Genomic DNA, 23,923 nt, shown 5'->3' with positions numbered 1-23,923 from the left:
ACCGAAGCAAAAAAAAAAGGAGTTAACAACGGGATTGCAACTCCTTTTAAATGGGATTTTCTAACAAATTAATTTTTCACAACAAAGCCTACTACTTTTTTAGTACTTCCTTCTATATGAACTGTCATGTAATATATGCCCTCTTCCAATCCTAAAATCGGAATCTTGTAATAACCATCAACAACAAGAGGATTGGTAATGCTGTTTATAAATTTACCAGCAGCATCATGCAATCTAATACTATTTACACGGTTGTCACTTGTTGCATTTAGCAGGTAGAGTTTGGCAAAGACAGAGGCAGGATTTGGTTTGATGGCCACTTTAATACTTTCTTTTGAATCAATAATAGTAATTATTATTGTAGCAGTATTCGTAAGAACACCATCTGACACCGTAAGCTCAACTTCATAGGTTCCGGGTTGTTCAAATACATGTATTGGATTCATATCATCACTAGTCATCCCATCTTTGAAGTCCCACATGTAACTTACAATTTCCTTATCGTCAGTTGATTTACTTCCTGAAAAGAATATTTTTAATGGCGCATCCCCTACAATCTTATCTGCAACTATGACTGCTATTGGTGCTTGATTAATTACAGCAGAACCAATGATCCAAGAAAATGTAATTTTAGTCGATTTTGATGGCGCACCATCATCTGTGACGGTCACCTCAACGGTGTATGGACTGTTAGCCGATGCACCGGCAGCAATGGTGCCACTGATGACTCCCGTGCTCGTATTTATAGTTAAACCACTCGGAAGACCGGTAATGCCATAGCTGAGATTATTTCCATCCGCATCAGAAGCCGTGATTTGCAAAGTAATTGCATTGCCTTCAGCACTATTTTGGGTTCCTGGATTGGTGACCACAGGGGCTTGATTTTCCGCAGCAGCCGTCGTAACGTTCCATATAAAGGTGATCTTGGTCGAAGCTGATGGCGTACCATCATCTGTGACCGTCACCTCAACTGTGTACGGACTGTTAGCCGATATACCGGCAGCAATAGTACCACTGATGACTCCCGTGGACGTATTGATAGTTAAACCACTAGGAAGTCCAGTAATGCCATAGTTGAGATTATTTCCATCCGCATCGGAAGCCGTGATTTGCAAAGTAATTGCATTGCCTTCAGCACTATTTTGTGTTCCTGGATTAGTGACCTTTGGAGGCGTATTTGCTGCATCAGAAATCACCGTAATTGTAACTTGATCACTACCAATGTCGTTTTCATCATCTGTAACAGTTAAGTTAAAGGTATAGATGCCGGCAGTCAAGTTATTGGCCACTAAATCCGGAGTATCTGCACCAACTAATGTAGCGGCAGCTGGACCGCTTACCTGTGTCCATAAATAACTGACTGAGCCACCATCAGGATCGCTACCCACCCCATGTTGAGTTATTGTATTTGTCGGTAAAGTTATAGTTTGGTCTGCACCGGCACTAACATTCGGAAGTCGGGATTCAATAATTTCCAATCCTGAAATTTTCGGGAATTGTTTAACTGGCAATAATTTCACAGTGAGATATCCGTCAGTTACAAGGATATTTGCAAAGTTTTTAACCACAGCAGTCGCGGCACCTCCAGCATCTATAATAATATCATAGTTTTCAATACGATGGGTCCCATTCTCTATATCTATGGTAAATACTCTTGAACCGACGCCAGCAGCAGATGCAGGTTCTGAAACAGCAAAATATATTTCAGCGAAATGTAACTTTAAATTATGCAATCCATTTGACACGGGAATTTCATAAATTAAACCTTCTTTATTTGAACTAAATCGCTCTGTTTGATACAGTTGATCGTTCTCCGTCTTGTCAATAACTGCAGACGGATTTTGACCTACAGTGCCTCCTAAATAATATTGATCGGCATTCCAAATTTCTCCATTGAATTCAAAATCGGGACCTCCTGAATTGATACGTAAAGCTACGGGCGTCTTTGACACCTTTAAAACCATATCGTCCGAAGCGGAGTCATTTTCGTCATCAATCACGGTTAAACGGAAAGTGTAAGAACCCTCCATGAGATTAGCAACTGACAAATTATCTGTATTAGAATTGATCATCGTTACTTCATTTGGACCATTTACTTGCGTCCATTTATAGCTGTTTATAAAGCCTCCATCCGGATCATAGGCTGATCCATCTAGCGTAGCGGTAGTTGTAGGTAATGTGATTTGTCTATCCCCACCGGCATCAACAATAGGTTTTAATGAATCTCCTTTACTGGGTAAAATTTCAATTCCTGATACCTTTGGAAAATCCTGAATAGCAGTAAAAGTTATGGTTAAGTTGCCATCATCCACCAAAATACCTGTAAAATGCTCTATTACAGCGGTTGCACTTCCTCCTGCAGCAACTATAATATCATAATTCAATAATTGTTCTTGACCGTTTTCAATATTTACATTAAATACTCTTGACCCAACTCCACCAGAGGATCCCTCTCCAGCTACCCCAAAATATATTTCTGCAAAATGTAAATTCAAATCATAAGTACCAGATTGAACGGGAATATTATAGACCAAATTTCCAGTTGAATGATACCTCTCGGTTTGATATAATTTATCATTTGCTGTATTAGCTATATCAATAGATTTTTTGAGGACACTGCCACCATTAAAATATTGATCTTTTTGCCATTGTAAATTATTGTAAATATAGTCTGGACCTCCAGAATTAATTCTAATTGCCGATGCTGCTGCCAATACTTTTACATTAACTTCATCAGATTTCTGGACTCCTTTATCATTAGTAACTGTTAATTTAAATTTATAATCTCCCACTACAAGATTGTTCACACTTAATTCTGAAGTGTCATTTCCAGACAATGTTGCAGTACTAGCCCCATCAACTTGGGTCCAAATAAAGGACACCGCCCCTCCTGCTGGATCGCTACCTGATCCACTCAAAATAATAGTGTTTGTAGGCAAGGATAGTGTTTGATCTTCCCCTGCATCTGTAAGAGGTTCTTGATTATTTGTAGCAAGTGATGTGTTCTCGTAAATACGTGGCATCTTATTTTTAAGCCATCCATTGGAGATGACATCCAAATCTCCGTCGTTATCGATATCTGTAACCATTGCACCATCATGATGTTCAAGGTTCAAAGAGCCATCATTAAGAATACGCATTTGCCATTCTCCAGAATTACATAAGTCGTTTTCAAAGGCAATAAGTCTTTTACTGCCCAACCATTCTCCCACCACAATATCCATATCTCCATCAAAATCGAGGTCAATTGCAGACACACTCAGACTCCCTTTAATATCAGTGCTCAACACATGTTTTATCCAGGGTAGCGTCGGATTTTCAGGGGATTCAAACCAGGCAAATTCTGATTTCCCAGCCTTACTACCTAAACCTAACTGGCCTACAACACCATCCATTCTCCCATCTCCATTGAAATCTGCCAATTGCACTCTATCTAGTGTTGTGGCATACGTGATTCCTGTAGAAAAGGTGGTCCACGTCCCGTTCCCTTCGTTTCTTAACCAATTAACTCCTTGGAAAAGATCCAAATCTCCATCGCCATCAATATCACCTGCTTTGATATCCTCCCCAGAAGAATCGTTACTGATGTCTTCTAAAGTCCATGTGCCCTTAGTAGGGTCTGCAGAAGGTGTAAGTAACTGCACTGGTGATCCAGTTGAAGTTTCCGCGCCATTCCAATTGATTGCCATTTGATAAGGACTTCCCAATCTAAAATTGCCACCAGCAATCCCCGCTAGAAATGGTTCGAAGTAACCTGAATTGACCATCGGTATATTGTCAAATACCTTGAAATTACCTTTACCATCATTCTTAGCCCATAATAACCTTTCACTTTGGTACTCTTTTCCAGATGGTCCGATTTGGGTTCCCAAAAGATCTTGATAACCATCTCCATCAAAATCGTAAACGTGTACTACATTTCCGAAGCCCCCACCTATGGTGCTCTTTACCCAATTCCCTGATGCGGAACCTGGATTTTTGTACCACCATCCTCCAGTAACAATGTCTTTAAGACCGTCACCATCTAAATCATAATTGGGAAGTGTATAAACAGCTGTATAAGGATTGGCTTCTAGCTGATGAACTACCCATGATTCCGGAAAAATCGTGGTATTACATATGCGTTGGTCTGTTACGGCCACCATAATTTCATCATATATGCCTGTTGGAGAATGATTGTCATTATAAAGTTCTAAGCGAATTGTATGACTACCTTGATTAAGATTATTGACATTGATAGGTCCGTAATTATAATGCGGAAACATATCATCGTTAATAAAATAATGCATGTGAGTACCCTCTTTTGAGATGGACCAATTTTCAACTGAAAAGCTGATCTGAAAATTTTCATCCACATTCCAACCAGTTTGGGGCGATACAATAGTAATCTTTGGCTCCAAATTAAAGGTGTCTGGAGAAAGTATTTCAATTGCGGATACTTTCGCATTTTCCGTCACTCCTTGAAACTGAATATTCGCAAATCCATCAGTTACCGATATATTATTGAATTCTTTAATAAGGGCCGTTAAGGGCTTAGTCTCGTCTAAGATATCGAAATCAGTAAGTACCTGAACGCCCTCAATACTTACATTGAATACTCTTTTGCCAGATCCGCCTGGTCTATTTCCTATTCCAAAATGTAATTCGGCAAAATGTAAGCGTATGTCATACTCTCCTGCAATTGGAAGAGGAATGGTATAGGAAAAACTTTTACCATAACGTTCTGTTTGATATAGTTCGTCATTGTAAGTGCCATTAATTGGAGAAGTAGTTTGGAAACCGTCCTTTCCTCCCGTTACATAATTATCTGCTTCAAAGAGTCCAGAATCAACCTTTACGGTAGGCCCCCCAGTATTTATTCGGATAGAACTTATGGTCGAAAACGCATAACTATCGGTAACAACCGCTTTTCCGGAATTATTTTTAACATTACGTATTTGAAGATTATAAATCACATCTGAAGTTAACGGAGACACGGCAAGCATAACGGTTCTTCCATCAGGCTGAAGGATGGCTGAAGTAATACTGACGCCATGATTTAATACGTAATTTGAGATTTGTTCCGCAGTTACTTTGGTAACATATTCTGTAAATATAACTTTGATTTGAGAATTTCCAATTGGTGTAACGTCTCCTACTAAAGGAGGAGAATTATCTATAGAAACTCCAGCTCCCATAAACTCCACATAATTTAAATGGAAAATATTATCAGTTTGGGAAGGATGTCTAAACACAAAAAATAGATCGTTCTTTCCACCTGGATCGGAAATTTTTGATTCAATGGCAACCCAAGAATCTTTACTTCCTGTTGACGGAACACTTGTTGTGGCAATAAGTGGTCCTGTAATACTGCCCAATCTGAGTTCAATGATGCCGCCACCAAGGGTTGCTGCAACTTTATATTTGACTGCGGTAATATTAAAAAGATTTCGACCTGAATAAGATATATAGCTTTTATTTTTCACTTGAATAGCCTTTGAGCCCCCTTCTAATGGGTCCGAGTTTGGAATAATGGAGGTTCCCTCTTGAATATCAAAAAATTCTGCTTCCTTTCTTTTTGGATGTAATTGAATTTGGTCAAAAGCTAACAATCCATTAGTGTCCTTATAATTTGCATTTAAAACATAAAAAATATCCTGTTCACCATCTGCCCCATGCGTATTGTCAGCGTCTAAGGTTACTGTCGTAGGACAACCTGTTAAGGTGTTGTCATCATGAAAATGGTTTAAATGCCCTAATGAAGGAACTATATTGACCTTATCACAATCAATCGAGCCATCTTCAATATCTGTGACAGTGAGTTTAATTTCCACATCATCTTGCCAATTCATCAAACCGCCATCGGGAGGGTAAACAAAATTGAATTGCGCCGCATTATTTCCAGCATTAATAGTTATATTATTGACGCCAACACCGCCTTTCCCATCCCTGACAATCAGTTTGACTTTATAAGTACCCGTGGCTGTATAGGTATGGGTAGGATTTGCTACCGTATAATCAACTTTACCATCTTCATTAACATCCCATTCATATGATAAAGGAGAATCGCCATTTGGATCTGTTGTACCATCACTCGAAAATTTTACCGTGAGTGGTAAGGAGCCATTGTCAATATCAGCTGCAATTTTAACATTTGGAGGTGCATTTGTAGTTATTCCGGTATAATCGACTCTAATTAATCTACCAGTGCCCACGTTTTGCGGACAACACCCCGTTCCATACGCCAAAATATACATTTTACCGTCTGGGCCTATGGCCATATCTATATACCCATTGAATTCTTTTGAACTGCCAGGAAACACACCTGGCGCAAATCGTTGTTTAGAATTAGGAATAATCTTGCCTTGAGCATCCATTTTAACTGCCCAAATTTTACTCGTGTTGAAATCATAATAAAAATAGGCCTCGTCAAACTCAATAGGAAGCCGTTGTTGGTTCGATAAGCTATGATCATAATAATAACGCGGCCCGGAAAAAAAACTCGCATGATCATACTCAATCCATGCCGGTTGAGCTGGAGGTAAATTGGTAGCACCAGTATTCCATTTAGAAGTGTTTTCTGGGCTTTCAGTAACATTATAAAATGGTTTTGGCGTTTTATAAGGAATCTGATACGCTCCATTGTCTACTCCAATAAAATATGGCCACCCATAATTTCCGGCTTTTTTGGTCAAATTAATCTCATCTAAACCTGTGGGTCCAAGCACGCTAGATGCATCCGCATCGGGACCTACATCGCCCCAGAAAAGCCAATCGGTATTGGTTCTATCCACAAAAATCCGGTATGGATTTCTTGCACCCATAACATAAATTTCTGGTCTATAAAAGGGTGTTTCTTCAGGAAATAAGTTACCTGTCGGAATAGTATATGTACCATTAAGCTGAGGCTTAATACGCAAAATTTTACCTCTCAAATCATTGGTATTTGATGAGGATTTTTCAGCACTGTAGTCAGCATTTTTTTCATTCCATGCCGCATAAAAATTATCGTAGCCAGTATTGTCTCCGGTTGCTATATAAAGATTGCCTTTAGAATCAAAGTCCATGCCCCCTCCAGAATGAAATTTAGCCGTACGTGAAGTTGGCCATTCGAGTAACACTATTTCCGATTGTAAATTCAAGTCATCACCATCCATTTTAAATCGAGAAACACGGTTAACATTAAAATCAATCGGAGAGTAAGTGATATATATAAAATTATTTGACAGAAAATTAGGATCGAAGGCAATTCCTAATAAACCGTCTTCCAATTCGTGAAAAACACGTATGGATCCAGCGGTAATTGATGATTGAGATTCTGTGTTATATATTAAGATTTCACCATATCTATCAAGTATAAATATTCGTCCATCAGGTGCAAATTTCATCGTTGTAGAATTCCTTAATCCCGTAAGTAGATCTACTTGCTGAAATTTGTTCTCCTTATCTTTGGGAAGTTGTGCATGGGTGACACCTATTAGTAGAATTGAAAACACGAAAGAAGATAAGCCAGTTTTTAATGACTTTGGAATAGGAAGGTTCAGAAAACTATTTTTAATGATTAAGGAAAAATTAAAAATTAAAATTTCAGAACGTTTCATCATTGGGAGTAATGTTATTTTCATAATTTACTGATTAAGACGGTATAATGATTTGATTAAAAATTCAGCCATTAGGTCAATAAATATAGAGTAATAAATATTTAATAGGAAAATACCTCCACTTATTCGTTAAAAACGAGATGTTTACCGACCAAATACTAATTTTTAAGCGCTATAAAATTGAAGAAAAAGTAAATTCTTGTTGCAGAATAATAAGTACTGCTTTAAGCATGAAATTAAAAAATAGCGTCCCTACAGAGAAATAGAATTATACAATAAGCCGTATATTTCATTTTAGACCAATGGTGTTTTAGGACAGTAAGATATTTTACACTGCAGAATCTGCATTTACTTATAATTTTCTGAAATTTTTGTTGTATTTTTTTTTTAAAAATTCAGATAAGCAGTATTGAAAAGATTAAGCATTTTAATAATTTCAGTAGTCCACCTATATTTTTTAATCCTATTTCTAAAATTCATACCAGCATTAATCATACTTTTAGTAGGATCTTGCAACTCAATCGAAATTAAGACTATGTAAGGCACTGAACATTTATTATGTATCCATAAAAAACTAATGTAAAATGCCACTTTCATAAACATTTTTAAAATGCATTATTATTAAAGTGACAATGATTCAAAAATTAAGGGAATATGTTTTTGTTTTTCGACTTCCTTAGGGGTGAAAGAATCCTTGCTCAAGTTTTTAATCGACAAATTGAAAAAGATTGAGAAAATAAAGAAAATGAACTTTTTTTAATTTTTAGAGTTCATTATATCCTAAGAAATGCTCTAGATTGTTTAATTTTATAAACTAGACATTTTTTGTGCTGGCACCTAATATTAAATATGCAAAACTTCAAAATGTATAATTTTATATAACATCTCGAGGCTCAACAGGATATCTAATTATGTTTTAAATTAAACAATTCGGTTTTTAAAATTAAAACTATTTATGGACACTCTTGCAAGAAGAAAAACAATTGTTATCATTGGTGCCTCTGGTCATGGTGGCATGATATTAGATTGTATACAGACTGAGAACAAATTCTCAGTTCTTGGATTTTTAGATTCCTATAAGACCAAAGGCTCAATGTTTAATGGTTATGAAATTTTAGGAAATGAGCAAGAGTTGCCTAATCTAATGAAAGAACACAATTTAGATGGCGCCATAATAGCCATAGGTAATAATTGGACTAGAGGCGCGATGGTGGATAAATTGAAGGTGGTTGCGCCTCAATTAAATTTTGTATCGATTATTCATCCAAGTTCCATAATCAGCAAGTCTGCTCAAATCGGGAAAGGCACTATAATTATGCCTGGCACCATTATTAATTCTAATGCTAACATTGGTGATTTCTGTATTCTCAATACCAACTCTTCATTAGGACATGACGGAAAAATGAGAGATTTCTCAAGTATTTCCTCGGGAGTATGTACAGGAGGTAATTTATTGTTAGGGAAATTTTCCGCCATTTCGTTAGGATCAAACATCATTGAGAACATCACTATTGGTGAACATAGCCTAATTGGAGCTGGTTCTTTAGTAATAAAGAATGTCTTGGATAAATCGATAGTACACGGATCTCCGGCGCGCTTTATTAGGTATAGAGATGTAGAGGATCCTTATTTAAAAGGTGATGTCACTGTACAAAAATTAAACGGAGCGATGACGCGCAATCGTTATGAACAATAAATCATTTTTTATTTCTTCATCTAGGGTAACCCAATCTTGGCATTAAAAGTGGAGCTCTTCACCTTTTAAAATACGCTGCTCATCTTCACAAAATGTTGTTCACTATACCGCATAAAAAAATCCATTCAAACAGAATGGATTCTTTATATTAAATAGGATTTTTTTCCTTAAGCTAAGGAAGCAATATGCAACGCTAAACCTGATTTTAAATTAGCTGCTTTATTAGAATGAATAATATTCTTCTTAGCTAATTTATCAATCATAGCAGAAACTGCAGGAAGCATTTCTTGAGCTTCTTTTGCATCTTCTAATTCGCGTAATTTTTTGATAGCATTACGAGTTGTTCTATGTTTATACCTGTTGGTTAAACGCTTAGATTCACTACTTCTGATTCTTTTTAATGCTGACTTATGATTTGCCATTTTCTTTCCTTCTTATTAAAAAATTGTAGCCCGTAGGGGAATCGAACCCCTCTTACCAGGATGAAAACCTGGCGTCCTAACCGATAGACGAACGGGCCATTTGTTTTATTTAAAGTGCAAATTAATAACATTTTTTATCAATATGCAACCTTTTCAAATGAACTCACAAAATTATTTGTGAACCTGTCCAACATTAATGCTGTATTAATGTCTTTCAGCGGGTGCAAAAATACAACTATTTTTAAATGTTGCAACACCTAAACAAACTTTTTTTAAAAATTTTTAATATGCCTTCGCAAATAGCACTCTTCCAGAAGACGGTTTCCCAGTAAACACACAGGTTCCCGCCTCTTTTTCTTGGTCTAGAGGCACACATCTGATCGTTGCTTTTGTCAGTTCCTTAATCTTGTCCTCCGTTTCAGCTGAACCATCCCAATGTGCTGATATAAAACCTGTTTTAGTGTTCAAAACGGATTTAAATTCTTCAAAATTATCTACTTTCGTAATGTGCGAATTCCTAAAGTCTAAAGCTTTTTTGAACAAGGTCTCCTGAATTTCCTTCAGCAAAACATCAATTTTGTCGGCTAAACCTTCGAGTGCTGTATTTTCTTTAGATAAGGTATCCCTACGCGCCAATTCAACCGTTTTATTCTCCAAATCTTTTGGTCCGATTGCAATTCTTAACGGTACGCCCTGAAGTTCATATTGGGCAAATTTTGCTCCTGGACGTTGGGTTGTGCGATCATCATACTTGCAACTGATCGCTTTTGATCTCAAATCACTCATCAAGTTTTTAACCACCTCTCCTATGTGTTCTAGTTGCTCATCCGTTTTATGTATAGGAACGATCACTACTTGTATTGGTGCTAAATTTGGCGGCAATACCAATCCTTTATCATCACTGTGGGTCATGATCAGTGCGCCCACTAAACGTGTAGACACACCCCAAGAGGTTGCCCATACAAAATCTAGTTTCCCTTCATTATTCGTAAATTTCACATCAAAGGCCTTAGCAAAGTTTTGTCCCAAAAAGTGTGACGTTCCAGCTTGGAGTGCCTTCCCATCTTGCATTAAAGCTTCAATACAATAGGTTTCTTCCGCACCTGCAAATCGCTCACTTTCGGTTTTTACACCTTGGATGACCGGTATAGCCATAAAATTTTCAGCAAAATCCGCATAGACCTGATTCATCAGTTGTGCCTCAGCTAGCGCTTCCTGACGCGTTTCGTGTGCAGTATGCCCTTCTTGCCATAGAAACTCGGCGGTTCTTAAAAACAAGCGGGTTCGCATTTCCCAGCGTACCACGTTGGCCCATTGGTTTATTAATATAGGTAAATCTCTATAACTTTGAATCCATCCCTTATAGGTGCTCCAAATAATGGCTTCACTCGTGGGTCTAACTACAAGCTCTTCTTCTAATTTTGCTTCCGGATCTACACGTAATTTTCCTGGATTGTCCGGATCATTTTGCAATCTGTAGTGGGTAACCACAGCACATTCTTTTGCAAAGCCTTCAGCATTTTTCTCTTCTGCTTCAAACAGACTTTTAGGAACGAAAAGTGGAAAATAAGCGTTTTGATGGCCCGTCTCCTTAAACATCCGATCCAATTCAGCTTGCATTTTCTCCCAAATTGCATAGCCATAGGGTTTGATCACCATACACCCCCTAACTGCCGAATTCTCAGCTAAATCCGCCTTAACTACCAGTTCATTGTACCATTTGGAATAATCATCCGCTCTGCTTGTAAGATTTTTGCTCATCGTCAGTCTTTTGGCACAAATATTGCGCTTATGTTAAATAAATAATTAGTTCGACAAAACTAACTATTTTTGTAATGTTCAACAATAAAAACAAATAGATATGCAATTTAAAACTTACTTATATAAAAAATTGCCATTTTTTGTTGCACTAAGCTCGATTTTCATTTTAGCTTCTTGTGGTTCATATCAGTACGCTGGCTATGACAATGATGGCATCTATAGATCTGAAGTTCCTCAGGGACAGCACTATGAGGAAGCTCCTCAAGGGTATTATAATGATGTTAGAGCTAATAATAACAGTTTTTATAAAGATTATTTTGGAGAGAAATCCCAAGAGTTCGGTCAGATTTCCCAAAATGAGAATATAATATTCACTGATATCGATTCTTATCAAGGTAATTATGGTGATGAGAATGGTGATATTGTTTACGAAGAAGGCTATGCCGGATGGGGTCAAGACAGTCAAGACATTGATATTACCATCAACTATAACATGAATAATTGGTCGCCTTACAGATACGGATATTATAGCCCTTACCGCGCATGGGGTTATGGTGGCTGGGGGTATTCAGGGTTCTACGATCCTTTCTATTCTTACGGTTATTACGGCGGTTACTATCCTTATCGTGGTTACGGGTATGGTTATAATTATGGGTATGGTTACGGATATAATTACGGCTACGGACACAGTCCATATTACGGCTACAATCACAACAATTCATATTATAGAAATAACTACTCGTACAGCAACAGCAGACGGGGCAGTACCTCAGTCAATCCTTATGGCTCTCAATCGACATTGAGCAGAAATTCAAGTACTACCATTAACAGACGTTCTTCAACGTTAAACAGATCGAATTCTACAATAAATAGAACAAATTCTAACGTGGGACGACGTAGTTCAACAAGTTCTACTCCATCTAGAACCGGTGTTAATTCAACAAACAATACGTATAGAAGAAGTAGCACAACCCGTCCTACTACGAACACTAATAACACCTATAGAAGAAGTAATTCATCAGGCAGAACAGTGCAACCCGCTACAAGAACAAGAACAGAGAACAGAGTACAGCCTTCTACAAGAACGAGAAGCAATAGTTCAGGTACGAGAAGTAGTGGTTCTACCAGAAGTCGCGGGAACAATGTGTCTGCGCCAGCAAGACCAACTAGTAATTCTAATTATACACCGTCAAGATCAAGTTCTAGCCCATCACCTGCTGCTAGGAGCTCCAATAGTGCTCCAACCAGATCAGCGCCGGCAAGCGTTCCAACGAGCTCTTCAAGACGTGGTGGCAGATAGAAATCCAGAATTTTTAAAAAAAAATTAAGTATATGAAAAAGTTAAGTTTACTGTTCATAACGGCCTTATCCATGTCTTATATGAACGCACAGGACATCTCTGATGCCGTCAGGTATTCGCAAGACGAAGTTCAGGGAACTGCTCGTTTTAAAGGTATGGGCGGTGCGTTTGGTGCTCTCGGCGGTGATATGTCCGCTCTGAGCATTAACCCGGCCGGTTCCTCCATTTTCTCAAAGAGTCATGCCTCCATCTCCATCTCCAATTTGAGCACTAAAAATGACATCAATTATTTTAACGGCGTCAGTTCATCTTCGGATAATAAATTCGATTTGAATCAAACTGGAGCGACCTTTGTATTTAATAATATGAATGCCGACTCCCCATGGAAAAAATTTGCCATTGGTGTAGCTTATGATAAGGTTTCTAACTTTGATAATTTTTGGAATGTAAGAGGTGTTAATACCAACTCGCAGTCCATAGGTGATTATTTTTTAGGCTATGCACAAGGTTTGAGACTCGATCAAATTTCCGCGTTGGATAATGAGAGTTTGTCGGCTGCCTATTCTGACATCAATAAAGTTTACGGATTTGGAAATCAACAGGGATTTTTAGGTTATGAATCCTATATCTTAGAACCAAATTCTAATGATGACGCCAATACAGGGTATACTTCCAATATTACAGGCACTAATTTTGATCAGGAATATACCTATGCAACTACGGGCTACAATGGTAAATTTAGTTTTAATGCCTCAACGCAATACGGTGAAAACTTTTATTTCGGACTTAATTTAAACTCTCATTTTATCAATTATGAGAAGTTTACTGATCTGTACGAAGCCAATAGGAATGCGGGTTCCTTAATTCAAAGTGTAAGGTTTCAAAACGGACTTTCCACTATTGGTAGTGGATTCTCATTTCAAGTAGGTGCCATTGCGAAAATAAATGAGGGTTTACGCGTAGGTTTATCCTATAATTCTCCAACTTGGTACACAATTTCTGAAGAAACCACCCAATATCTCGGTACGGTGAGAAACGAGGCAGGCTCAAATGTTTCTCAAATAATTGATCCTTTTGTGGTCAATATCTATCCTGACTATAAACTTCAAACCCCAGCAAAAATTACAGGAAGTTTGGCTTACGTATTTGGAGAAATAGGTTTGATCAGTTTTGATTATGCTCGAAAAGATTATGGAAGCACCAAATTCAAACCTACTTCAGACACCTATTTTTCTGAGCAGAATGGCATTATGAGCGATGTTCTGAAAAGTGCTTCGACCTATAGATTAGGGGGTGAATATCGAATGAAACAGTTAAGTTTAAGAGGCGGTTATAGATTAGAGGAAAGTCCTTATAAAAATGATTCGTTCTATGGCGATTTAAACGGGTACTCCGTTGGGTTAGGATATAATTTTGGAAACTTAAGCCTCGATTTGGCGTATGACCATTCTCAAAGAGACTATAATCAACAGTTGTACTCAGTAGGATTGACCGATGCAGCAATGCTCGATACGACCATAGATAATGTAACGCTCACTTTAGGATTCAGCCTTTAATTTAGTGAATACATATAATATTGAAAGAGCATTCGTTTTCGGATGCTTTTTGTTGTTTAAAGATGAGTTGGCACGTTACATTCGCTACCTAAATCGAATTCAGGAATACTACGCTCGAAAGCAATGTAGCACTCATTTTTGCATTGCTTTCAAGTTTTTCACAGGATGCAGCAATAAAATTAATGAGCTAATGCTATGATTTTATATTTGTTTATCTTTGCAACCAATTTCAATTAAATTACACCGTCGACACTTTTGAGACGGTTGATGGTTTTACAAAACGACTATGAATACAGATAATAATATACAAAATATCGATGCTCTAGGTGAAGATCACGTAGGCACCTCTGCGGACACACCTATGCGAAGTGACGCCTTTGTACTCTCTCCCGAAGAAAAGATTGACCTCATTAAAGATGATGTAAGACATATTATGGAAACCTTAGGATTAGATCTTACTGACGACAGTCTTAAGGGCACTCCAATGCGGGTTGCAAAAATGTTTGTAAAAGAAATTTTTGGAGGCTTAAGTCCGGATAGAAAACCCAATGCTTCTACCTTCGAAAACAAATACAAGTACGGAGAAATGCTGGTAGAGAAAAACATTACCCTCTACTCTACTTGCGAGCATCATTTATTGCCTATAGTTGGTAAAGCTCATGTGGCTTACATTAGCAAAGGCACCGTTGTCGGTCTATCTAAAATGAATCGTATTGTAGATTATTATGCAAAACGCCCTCAAGTTCAGGAACGTTTAACGATGCAAATTGTTCAAGAATTACAACGCGTGTTAGGCACTGATGACGTGGCGTGCGTTATTGACGCCAAACATTTATGCGTCAATTCCCGCGGTATTAGAGATGTTGAAAGTAGCACGGTCACTTCAGAGTTTGGTGGTGCTTTTAAAAATCAAGATACGCGTCGCGAATTCTTAGATTATATTAAATTGGACACCCACTTTTAATTGTTGCCCTGAACAGTACCTTCTGAAATTTTGAAATCAACATAAATCGTTACAATGCATCTTTACGACAAACAGCAAATTAAAATTTACAATTCCTTATCAGGAGAGAAAGAGATTTTCACCCCTATAAGTGAAGGCTATGTTGGCATGTATGTCTGCGGACCTACGGTATACAGCAATGTCCATTTAGGAAACGTAAGAACATTTATGTCTTTTGATGTCATTTTCAGATATCTTAAACATTTAGGGTATAAAGTGCGGTTTGTAAGAAACATTACCGATGCAGGGCACTTAGAAAATGACGCTGATGTGGGTGAAGACCGTATTGCTAAAAAAGCCCGATTAGAAGAAATTGAACCCATGGAAGTCGTACAACGCTATACGGTTGATTTTCATAACATCTTAAATAAATTTAATTTTCTACCGCCGAGCATTGAGCCTACGGCCACAGGGCATATTATTGAGCAGATTGAAATCATTAAGACGATTTTAGATAAGGGATTGGCCTATGAAGTTAATGGCTCGGTTTATTTTGATGTTTTAAAATACAATGAAACTAAACCTTATGGCATTTTAAGCAAGCGTAATGTTGAAGATCTATTGCACAATTCGCGCGAACTTGATGGCCAATCTGACAAGAAAAACCCTCAGGATTTTGCCCTTTGGAAAAAAGCAGAACCACAGCACATTATGCGCTGGCCTTCACCATGGAGTGATGGATTCCCAGGTTGGCATTTAGAATGCACCGCGATGAGCACCAAGTATTTGGGCGAGCAGTTCGATATTCACGGCGGTGGAATGGATTTAAAATTCCCTCATCATGAGTGCGAAATTGCCCAGGCCGAAGCTAGTAACGGAAAGCCTCCAGTAAATTATTGGATGCATGCCAATATGCTTATCATGAACGGCAAGAAAATGGCAAAATCAACCGGTAATTTTATTCTGCCTACCGAAATTTTTTCTGGAAACAATCCTCATATCACCAAGTCATTTACACCAAGTGTTGCTCGGTTCTTTATGCTTCAAGCCCATTATAGAAGTATTTTAGATTTCACCAACAACGGCCTTTTGGCGAGCGAAAAAGGATTCTTCCGATTAATGGATGCCGTGACTGCTTTAGAAGATTTAAAATCGGGTACAACCTCAACATTTGACATCAAAGATTGGCAACAGAAATGCTATGACGCGATGAATGACGATTTTAATTCACCTATTCTTATTGCCAACTTATTTGAAGCTGTTAAGTATATCAATCAAATTAAGGAGGGCACTGCTAGCATTACCCAAGAGGATTTAGACGTGCTAAAATCGACCGTTCATACTTTCGCTTTTGATGTTTTAGGATTGGTGAATGTCAATGAGGCTGAAAAAGGCACAGAAAAACTTTCAGGTGCTGTAGAATTGTTAATTCAACTCCGTCAAGAAGCGCGAGCTAATAAAGATTTTGCCATGTCAGATAAAATTCGCGATGAACTGGCGGCGGCAGGTATTCAACTTAATGACGGGAAAGAAGGCACCACCTTTACGACCAATTAATTATTTAGGATGCTCTTGGGGAACACCCATATATCTTTTACGACATGATCGGCATAAAACAAAACCGCTAACGCAATAGCACAGCTTGAAGAAAATCTTGACATACCCGTTTTTATTGGTGATTAAAGTGTACCAAAACTTTATCTCTCCTTTTACCCCTGCAAGCTGTCGGTATCAACCCACGTGTTCGCAGTATACAAAAGTGGCTTTAGAACGACACGGTCTTTTTAAAGGTGGTTGGTTGGCTACAAAGCGCATTTTTAGCTGCAATCCTTGGGGTGGTAGCGGGTATGATCCTGTTCCGGACGATCACAAGCATTAATATTTATTTTTGGCACCATCTGTTCGGCCAATTAATCTAGCAAAGTGTCACATCTTCTTATTTATAAACAGCGCGCCTTTACTAAAGCTTTTGTAAATTTTATAAGCATTCACGCTTATTACTCTTCAAAATATTATATTTACCCTTCTAATCAAATGATACAGCATGCACGCACTTAAAATCGTCTGGGATCCTACAAAAGGCATCGATATTCTTGGTTTTACATTACACTTTTATAGTATGATGTGGATCATCGCTTTTATATTGGGTTTCTTTATTATGAAGCGCATTTACAAGCAAGAAAATCAATCTGAAGAATCCTTAGATTCTCTATTTATCTATTCCGTGATCGGGATTATGCTTGGCGCGCGATTAGGGCATGTTATCTTCTACCAGCGTGAACTGTTCAGTGAAGATTTTTTCAGCATATTTTTACCGGTTAAATTTAAAGGCGGCTTTGAGTTTACCGGATTTCAAGGTTTAGCAAGTCATGGTGCAGCTATTGGGATGATTATATCCATGTACTTATACAATAAAAAAGTCTTGCACAAATCTGTGCTGTGGATTTTAGATCGGGTGGTAGTTCCTGTTGCCGCTGGCGCTGTATTTGTACGCTTAGGAAATTTTATCAATTCTGAAATTGTTGGCAAACCGACTGGCACTGATTTTGGAGTGGTTTTCGCTCAAAATGGTGAAGCGTTTCCAAGACATCCTGCGCAATTGTATGAAGCATTCTGTTATATTTTCGTGTTTATTGCACTATGGTATTTTTATTGGAAAACTAAAAAGAGCGAACAGCAAGGCTTTCTTTTTGGACTATTTTTAGTTTTGCTTTGGGCCATCCGTTTCTTTGTAGAATTCATGAAAGAACCACAAAGTGAGCACGAATATATTGCTACTTCTGCCCTCAACACTGGTCAGATGTTGAGTATACCTTTTATTCTGATAGGATTGTATTTTATGTTTATGTATAAATCTAAAAAACCGCTCGCCTAATGAAACTCCCTGCTTTCAAGATAGTAGCAATGCTGACTCTAGGCGTGTGCGTCATCCCACTTCATAGCTGTAAAGACGAACAAAAAACTATCCAGCCTGTCACAATTGAGTTTAAGAAAGAAGGCGAATTGATAATCAAAAAAGCGAATGACAGCATCCTGAAAACCATTGCTATTGAAATAGCGGATAATGACTACCAAACCCAAACTGGGCTCATGTATCGTGATCAAATGGATGCCGATCATGGCATGCTTTTTATTTTCCCCGAGGAGGAATACAAATCCTTCTATATGAAGAATACCAAGATTGCCTTGGATATTATTTATATTAATGCTGATAAAACTATTGTCAGTTTTCAGAAGAACGCACAACCATTTAGTGAGGCTTCACTCCCATCTAATGCCCCTGCTAAATACGTATTGGAAATCAACGCGGGTCTAGCAGACGCATGGCAATTAGAAGTTGGTGATAAAATAGAGTATACGCGGGTTGATTGATTTAAAATTGAAGTTGAAGTCGAAATTGAATTTGAATTTGAATTTGAAACTTTATAACAATAATTACACCTTTTGTCCATCTGAATTTTAAATCCTTTTTTTTTTAAACTTTTATATTCTAATTCATTAGTGTCCGATAAAAATAAATAATAAATTAACAAACTCATTTAAAGCAAGGGACATTAGAAGATTTCCGAAATGAGACCTTGCATTTTAGAAACTGTTTCTACCGAGAGGGAATGTGCGATTTTAATTTAAATGATCGATGTTTGTCAGTTAGTTGCAAACAAGTCTTAATTCTTTATTCTAACAGCGCAGCGGTCTTGATTCTTTATCGGACAACAATGATTCTAATTCTGTATTTCAGAAATGGTAGAACGCACTACCTATACACTTTAGTTAAGCTTATATCTTAAATTCTTTTAAGGTGAATACTGATTCTAGCATCTAACTAAACGAGATGTCTTAAACTCGAGCAGTAGATTGTACAGTTCAAATTATTAGTCAGCTAAGATTCTAATTCATAAGAATAAAAAAAAGCCACTCGAGGAGTGGCTTTTTCTATGAAACTATTTTGTTATCAATTAGATTACAGAATCTTCGTTTAGGGTTTCACCTTTATCTTTTAAGGTGTCATACATTACAGGAGTTGCAATGAATATTGAAGAATAGGTACCAACTACGATACCAACAATAATCGCAAACAACAAGCCTCTTAATGAATCGGCACCCAATAAAAACATCGCCAACAATACAACTAAGGTTGTTAAAGATGTATTTAAGGTTCTACTGATCGTACTGTTGATTGCAAAGTTGATATTCTTACCACCTTTAAATCCACCACGCTCTAATATCGTCTCTCTAATTCTATCAAAGATAATTACCGTATCATTCAACGAGTATCCAATTACGGTCAAGATTGCTGCAATAAATGCTTGATCTATCTCCATTGAGAATGGCATAAATGAATAGGTCATAGAGAAGATTCCCAATACGATAATCACATCATGGAAAACTGCTGTAACAGCACCCAATGAGAATTGCCATCTTTTGAAACGCAATAAAATATAAAGGAACACCACTACCAACGATCCTAGAACAGCCCATAAAGACTCTCTTTTGATATCATCAGCAATTGTTGGGCTTACTTTACTAGAGAACATTTTACCAATTTTCTTCTCATCAGAACCTACTTTAAATTCGTCATAAGTAAGGCCGTTTGGAAAATAAGGTCTTAACGTTTCAAAAAGCTCAGACTGTACTCTCTCGTCTGCCTCTGCAGTGTTTTCATCTACTAAATACTTTGTAGAAATTTTCAACTGGTGTGAGCTACCAATCGTTTTAACCTCAGCACTACCAAAAGCTTCTAAGACATCTGCCTTAACTTCTTCAGGATTTACTTCTTGAGCAAAACGGACTTGATAAGTTCTACCTCCAACAAAATCAATACCTTCATCTAAACCTTTAGTAAACAATGAGAATAAACTCAACACAATCGCAATGGCTGAAATGATGTAAGCCATTTTTCGCTTATTGATAAAGTCGATGTGCATGTTTTGGAATAAGCCTTTAGTAACTGAAGTTGAAAACGTTAAGCCCTTACCTTTAGCAACATACCAATCTACCAATAATCTGGTGATGAAAATAGCAGTAAACAATGACGTTACGATACCAATAATTAAGGTTGTTGCGAAACCTTTAATAGGTCCCGTTCCAAATACAAATAAGATAATGGCCGTCAATAAGGTCGTAATATTCGCATCTAATATAGAAGACAATGCGTTACTAAAACCGTCCTTAATCGCTTCTGCTTGGCTTTTGCCTTTGGCTAATTCTTCCTTAATACGTTCAAATATAAGTACGTTAGCATCGACTGACATACCAATCGTCAGTACAATACCCGCTAAACCAGGAAGTGTCAGTACAGCTCCTAACCCGGATAATACTCCAAAAATCAATAAGATATTTAATAATAAAGCTATATCGGCAAATAGGCCGCCTTTACCGTAGTACATGATCATCCATACTAAGACCAATGATAATGCAATTAAAAATGAGGTTGTCCCACTTTCAATAGCTTCTTGACCTAAAGATGCACCTACCTCATCAGCTTGCACGATAGCAGCCTTTGCAGGAAGTTTACCTGCTCTTAAAACGTTAGCTAAGTCAATAGCCTCATTAAGTTCAAACGAACCTGAAATCTCTGAGTTACCTCCAGAAATAGGACCTGTAGTTACTCCTGGCGCAGAATACACAATATCATCAAGCACAATAGCAATCTGACTCTGTTGTGCATAAGCCTTTCCGGTCATTTCTTCCCAGATCTTAGCTCCTTTACTGTTCATGGTCATACTTACCGAAGGTTGATTTCTTTGGTTGTAAGCTTGACGCGCATCCGTGATCACTGCACCACTTAATTCTGGCGTGTTCTCTCTGTTCCCTTTTATTGCATATAAATCTACAAATTCGCTGTTTTTAGCTTGAATACCCCAAGCAAACTTAACGTAGCGTTGGTCTGCTGGCAATAAAGAACGAACTTCAGGTTTGTTAAGGTAAGACATGATTTTCTCTTTGTCTTTGGCTTCAAATGTTGCCACAACTGGACCACCTGAACCGTAACCTCTTAACAAATCTAAAATTGGATTTTCGCCTACGGTAGTAGAATCCGTAGAGGTAACTCCGGTTAATTCTGCAATTTTACTATCGGCATCATCAATCGTGTCGGTTACTACTTCAGATTCTGCAATTTCGCTCTGTGCATTTTTATTCACTAAAGGTTTTAAAGCCTCATTAGCTTGTGCCAAGAATGGAAGAAACTCTTCTCCTCTATATACATCCCAGAATTCCAATTGAGCTGTACTCTGTAAAAGATTTTTAACTCGCTCAATATCTTTAGCACCTGGAAGTTCAACAAGAATACGGCCTGTGTTGCCTAATCTTTGAATGTTTGGAGATGTTACCCCAAATTTATCGATACGTTTGCGCAATACTTCAAAAGCAGAAATAATCGACTCATCAACTTTTTGCTCAATGATTGGCTGAACATCTTTGTCCGTCATATCAAAAGTGATATCCTCACTTAAAGTTCTATTGGCAAAAATATCTGGTGATGCTAATTTTTGATTGCCTTTAATTTTATCAAAAGCGAGGAAAAAGTCTTCAACATAAGAATTTTGACTGTTTTTCTGAAGTTCAGAAGCATCATCTAAAGCCTTATTAAAAACAGGGTCTTTACTATTGTTTGAAAGTCCTTTTAAAATGTCTTTTACAGAGATTTCAAGAATAACATTGATCCCACCTTTAAGGTCAAGACCTAAGTTCATGGCTTTATCTTTTACCTCATTGTAGGTAAAACTTGCGATACCCAAATCAAAAACCTCCTGATTGGATAAGGAGTCTAGATATCTTGTTTCTGCTTGAGCCCTTAGAGACGGGTCGTCAGATTTAAGCGCAGCGATTTCTTCGGCGCGATTTTCAATTTGGTTAGCTTTGAATGTAAATGATAATTGGTAAATACTCACCAATCCAAATAACACAGCAAACAGCTTTACTAATCCTTTGTTTTGCATTACTTTATTTTTTTTAAGTCAAATTTTTTAACGCGCAAATATAGAATTTACCGTCCATTTGACAATTGTTTTTTAAGAATATGTACGGATTGTGGAGTGTCATAGATATAAGCCTAAAGAACTGGCATTGATCTTTGAAAAAACACTCAGAAAAAAATGTAGCAAAGAAGTGATGAAGCGTACGTTGTTACTTCTAGCCCTTATGCCATGGGTCCTGCCCTGACTTCAGGGAATTTGTGTAGATCATGATCTTTAGTAATGGCAATATATTGCTGAATAGCAACTTTTAATTTAAGAACGGGCGCATTGGTATCAACAAATGTAATTTCCGTTGGAATGTAAAAATTAGGATTTACAAATCGGTATTGCCCTGCTTTTAATTCCAAAGCACTTTTACCGTTTAAATCAGATACGGCGTTGTGACCATCCTGAATTTCATAAACATCAAGATTGTAGTTGATCCCATCCTTTTGAGATGGCAGCTGAAGAGGTAGTTTGGATTTTTTATTGGCGATAAAGCCTAAAGCAAGTTCCTTTTGCTTAGAAAGTATGGCTTTAATACTTGCCACATTGGCATTGCTGTAATAGCTGATAACCATTGTGCCATCTTCCTGTTCAGTGACTTGAATATAGCCTACGCCAATCTGCTCTAGCTGTTGCTCGACGATGGCAATGGTGCGTTGTGCTTCGGAGGAATTGATGTCAGCGTCAGTAAATTGCAGTACAATTTCCTGATTGGGTAACGTAGGTTGCTGTTGCCCAAAGATGCCACCTAATACAGCGATAAAAATCAGTGCTGCACTAAGATACCATTTGGGTTGTATGTCTATAGTATGAATACGTTTCAACAGATTGAATTAATGTCCCTTTGAAGATTACATATCTGAATTTTGCCGTGGACTTTCAAGCGGCAAATATATGAAAAAAAATCCCGATAGCTATCGGGATTTATTTTTACAGTTTTAAGGTTTTATAGTTTTAATGACAATGACTTACATTCCCATAAGATTATCCGTTTTTGTTAAGCCTTCAGGTGGGGTCATGTTGAATTTGTCGTCCGCTATTTTTTCTGATTTCACTTCAGTGACTTCAGTAACCATATTCATTTTAAAGCCTTGTTGCTCCAAAACTAAGGTCATGTGCATTGGAAAACCTTTAAAAGCATCTCCAAACGCCGTGGTCTGTTGAGAAATAGCATGCAATTTATCAGTAGCATAAATGGAACCTTTCACATCGGCTCCGTCTTTTTTCATCGTCACATTGTACTTAACGCATTCGTAACCAAGAATTGTTTTTGTCTCATTTGTTTTTTCGATGCTCACGTTTTCGAGGTCAGCTGCTGAAGGAGTCATATCGGTTTCCATATATTTCTTACCCATCATGGCATTGTCTAGTAACATTAGCGCTTTTTTGGTAGCGTTATCGCCAATAAAAACTGTCGTGCCCGTCATTGGGTTACTGGTTTCTGAACGCGTTTTATCACCCTTAAAATAAGTCGTGGTTATCATATCGCCTAGCATCGATAATTGCGCATTCATTTGCTCATTATCACTAGACATAGACTGCTTTGAAGTAACAATACCTTCAGTGATTTTTTCTTGAGCAAAGATGGAGACACTCAAGCTTAGCGTTAGTATTAAAAGTAATTTTTTCATAGTTTTTTTTGTGTTTATTTGATTTGGCAAGATATATATTTATCCAATTATTTATTTAGATATGGTATA

General features: G+C 37.5%; 13 protein-coding genes, 1 tRNA gene and 2 pseudogenes. 8 read left to right on the top strand and 8 right to left on the bottom strand.

Annotated elements, in window-relative coordinates; genetic code table 11:
* Positions 1-68 precede the first annotated feature (68 nt).
* Both ES711_RS16630 and ES711_RS12155 read right to left on the bottom strand, forming a co-directional pair.
* Positions 69-818: pseudogene (locus ES711_RS16630) on the bottom strand (PKD domain-containing protein); the annotation flags it as partial.
* Positions 819-911: 93 nt separating this feature from the next.
* Positions 912-7,367, bottom strand: a pseudogene (locus ES711_RS12155) (malectin domain-containing carbohydrate-binding protein); the annotation flags it as partial.
* Positions 7,368-8,535: 1,168 nt separating this feature from the next.
* Here ES711_RS12155 and ES711_RS12150 point away from each other — a divergent pair.
* Positions 8,536-9,276 carry a NeuD/PglB/VioB family sugar acetyltransferase gene (locus tag ES711_RS12150; protein ID WP_146893571.1) on the top strand — a complete coding sequence of 247 codons (741 nt, stop codon included), beginning with the start codon at positions 8,536-8,538 and terminating at the stop codon, positions 9,274-9,276.
* Positions 9,277-9,443: 167 nt separating this feature from the next.
* Here ES711_RS12150 and rpsT read toward each other — a convergent pair whose 3' ends face one another.
* From rpsT to proS, 3 genes are all read right to left on the bottom strand, one after another.
* Positions 9,444-9,698, bottom strand: a complete 255-nt coding sequence (gene rpsT / locus ES711_RS12145; RefSeq protein ID WP_146893570.1) for a 30S ribosomal protein S20 — start codon at positions 9,696-9,698, stop codon at positions 9,444-9,446.
* 26 nt (positions 9,699-9,724) lie between these two features.
* Positions 9,725-9,796, bottom strand: a tRNA-Glu gene (locus ES711_RS12140).
* Between the two features lie 184 nt (positions 9,797-9,980).
* On the bottom strand, positions 9,981-11,459 hold the full coding sequence (proS, locus tag ES711_RS12135) for a proline--tRNA ligase (RefSeq protein ID WP_146893569.1): 1,479 nt from the start codon (positions 11,457-11,459) through the stop codon (positions 9,981-9,983).
* Between the two features lie 100 nt (positions 11,460-11,559).
* On the opposite strand from proS, the gene ES711_RS12130 reads away from it, so the two are divergent.
* From ES711_RS12130 to ES711_RS12100, 7 genes are all read left to right on the top strand, one after another.
* On the top strand, positions 11,560-12,759 hold the full coding sequence (locus tag ES711_RS12130; RefSeq protein ID WP_146893568.1) for a hypothetical protein: 1,200 nt from the start codon (positions 11,560-11,562) through the stop codon (positions 12,757-12,759).
* Positions 12,760-12,791: 32 nt separating this feature from the next.
* Complete coding sequence (locus ES711_RS12125; RefSeq protein ID WP_146893567.1) at positions 12,792-14,315, top strand: OmpP1/FadL family transporter; 1,524 nt, start codon at positions 12,792-12,794, stop codon at positions 14,313-14,315.
* A 286-nt stretch (positions 14,316-14,601) separates the two neighbouring features.
* Entirely contained in the window at positions 14,602-15,279 is a 678-nt protein-coding gene (gene folE, locus ES711_RS12120) for a GTP cyclohydrolase I FolE (RefSeq protein WP_146893566.1), read from the top strand.
* A 54-nt stretch (positions 15,280-15,333) separates the two neighbouring features.
* Positions 15,334-16,815, top strand: a complete 1,482-nt coding sequence (cysS, locus tag ES711_RS12115) for a cysteine--tRNA ligase (protein ID WP_146893565.1) — start codon at positions 15,334-15,336, stop codon at positions 16,813-16,815.
* Between the two features lie 85 nt (positions 16,816-16,900).
* A complete protein-coding gene (gene yidD / locus ES711_RS12110) occupies positions 16,901-17,137 on the top strand; it encodes a membrane protein insertion efficiency factor YidD (protein WP_146893564.1) in 237 nt (78 codons plus the stop codon).
* 165 nt (positions 17,138-17,302) lie between these two features.
* Positions 17,303-18,133 carry a prolipoprotein diacylglyceryl transferase gene (gene lgt / locus ES711_RS12105; RefSeq protein WP_146893563.1) on the top strand — a complete coding sequence of 277 codons (831 nt, stop codon included), beginning with the start codon at positions 17,303-17,305 and terminating at the stop codon, positions 18,131-18,133.
* Positions 18,133-18,630 (top strand): DUF192 domain-containing protein, encoded by a 498-nt coding sequence (locus ES711_RS12100; protein WP_146893562.1) that lies wholly within the window; start codon positions 18,133-18,135, stop codon positions 18,628-18,630. The genes lgt and ES711_RS12100 overlap by 1 nt, the downstream gene beginning before the upstream one ends.
* A gap of 584 nt (positions 18,631-19,214) precedes the next feature.
* Here the strand turns inward: ES711_RS12100 and secDF are convergent.
* The 3 genes from secDF to ES711_RS12085 form a co-directional block, all read right to left on the bottom strand.
* Positions 19,215-22,199 carry a protein translocase subunit SecDF gene (gene secDF / locus ES711_RS12095; RefSeq protein ID WP_146893561.1) on the bottom strand — a complete coding sequence of 995 codons (2,985 nt, stop codon included), beginning with the start codon at positions 22,197-22,199 and terminating at the stop codon, positions 19,215-19,217.
* Between the two features lie 200 nt (positions 22,200-22,399).
* Positions 22,400-23,047, bottom strand: coding sequence for a hypothetical protein (locus tag ES711_RS12090; protein ID WP_146893560.1), 648 nt, complete (start codon positions 23,045-23,047; stop codon positions 22,400-22,402).
* Between the two features lie 144 nt (positions 23,048-23,191).
* Positions 23,192-23,854: a DUF4412 domain-containing protein gene (locus ES711_RS12085; protein ID WP_146893559.1), complete on the bottom strand. Its 663-nt coding sequence runs from the start codon at positions 23,852-23,854 to the stop codon at positions 23,192-23,194.
* Positions 23,855-23,923: the final 69 nt, after the last annotated feature.

It is taken from the genome of Gelidibacter salicanalis (assembly GCF_007997285.1).
Lineage (GTDB): Bacteria > Bacteroidota > Bacteroidia > Flavobacteriales > Flavobacteriaceae > Gelidibacter > Gelidibacter salicanalis.
The sequence above is the reverse complement of the archived record's forward strand: the minus strand, read 5'-3'. Positions and strand labels throughout refer to the sequence as shown.